Origin of the sequence: Mesorhizobium sp. M7A.F.Ca.CA.001.10.2.1 (assembly GCF_003998575.1) — a bacterium.
Taxonomy (GTDB): Bacteria; Pseudomonadota; Alphaproteobacteria; order Rhizobiales; family Rhizobiaceae; genus Mesorhizobium.
The window spans coordinates 1-1,467 of sequence record NZ_RZQY01001001.1 but is presented as its reverse complement, the minus strand read 5'-3'; the positions used below and the strand labels follow the sequence as shown (position 1 = coordinate 1,467).

Annotated in this window: 1 protein-coding gene; it reads right to left on the bottom strand. The window is 62.1% G+C overall.

All coding sequences use genetic code 11. The annotated features are described in order from the left end of the window. Nucleotides 1-1,058, bottom strand: a 1,058-nt coding sequence (locus tag EN964_RS34425) for a dihydroxy-acid dehydratase (RefSeq protein ID WP_206528811.1), incomplete at its 3' end; no start/stop codon positions are given. Nucleotides 1,059-1,467: the final 409 nt, after the last annotated feature.

Sequence of the window (1,467 nt, the reverse complement as noted above, 5' to 3'; positions counted from 1 at the left end):
CGGCCAGTCACGGTCATGCAGTCGCCATGCAGATAGCCGTGGTCGAGCAGCGTCTTCATCAGCAGCGGAATGCCGCCGGCCTCGAACATGTCCTTGGCGACATATTTGCCGCCCGGCTTGAGGTCGGCGATGTAAGGCGTCTTCTCGAAGATCTTGGCCACGTCGAACAGGTCGAACTTGATGCCGGCCTCGTGGGCGATCGCCGGCAGATGCAGTGCCGCGTTGGTCGAACCGCCGGTGGCCGAGACCACGGTCGCCGCATTCTCCAGCGCCTTCAGAGTGACGATGTCGCGCGGCCGGATATTTTTCGCGATCAGCTCCATGATCTTTTCGCCGGAGGCGAAATTGAACCGGTCGCGCATTTCATAGGGTGCCGGCGCGCCGCAGGAATAGGGCAGCGCCAGGCCGATCGCCTCGGCGACGGTGGCCATGGTGTTGGCGGTGAACTGGGCGCCGCAGGAGCCGGCCGACGGGCAGGCCGCCTGCTCGATTTCGAGAAGTTCGGCATCATCGATGGTGCCTACCGAATGCTGGCCAACCGCCTCGAACACATCCTGCACGGTGATCTGGCGGCCGCGATAGCTGCCGGGCAGGATCGAACCGCCATAGATGAAGATCGACGGCACGTTGAGCCGCACCATGGCCATCATCATGCCGGGCAGCGACTTGTCGCAGCCGGCGAGCCCGACCAGCGCATCGTAGCAATGGCCGCGCATGGTGAGTTCGACCGAATCGGCGATGACCTCGCGCGACACCAGCGACGACTTCATGCCCTGGTGACCCATGGCGATGCCGTCGGTGACGGTGATGGTGCAGAATTCGCGCGGCGTGCCGCTGGCGGACGCGACGCCCTTCTTGACCACCTGCGCCTGGCGCATCAGCGAGATGTTGCAGGGCGCCGCCTCGTTCCAGCAGGAGGCGACCCCGACCAGCGGCTGCGCAATCTCGGCCGCCGACAAACCCATGGCATAGAGATAGGAACGATGCGGCGCACGCGCCGGACCGACGGTCACATAGCGGCTAGGGAGCTTAGCCTTGGAGATGACTTTGGCGTCCATACTCTTCCTTGCCCCATCTTCCCTGCAAATGGGGCGGAGCGGCTGCCCCCTCGCCGAGCCTTTTGGCGCGTGTCCCGAGACCAGATCGAGGTGCGCCGGGTTTATGGCGGGAAATAGGCAATTTCCTCAGCCCGGCTTCCAGCGCAGGGGTTGCTCAGAAAGTGTTGCCAAAACATCACAATAGCAGGAGGCGCAGGCGGTGCGAATTATATGCAACGCACTTTGGATGAGACAAATCGGGGCGATGCGATCCCAAACAAAAAAGGCCGGGTAATCCCCGGCCTTTCAGACTGCTGACAAACCCCGTCGATTTTCGGCGGGGTTTTTTGTTATGTGATTGAAGTGTCTTGGACTGTTTGTGTCAGGAGATTTTGACAAGAGGCATTGAGCCTCATGCGCGGGCCGGCTT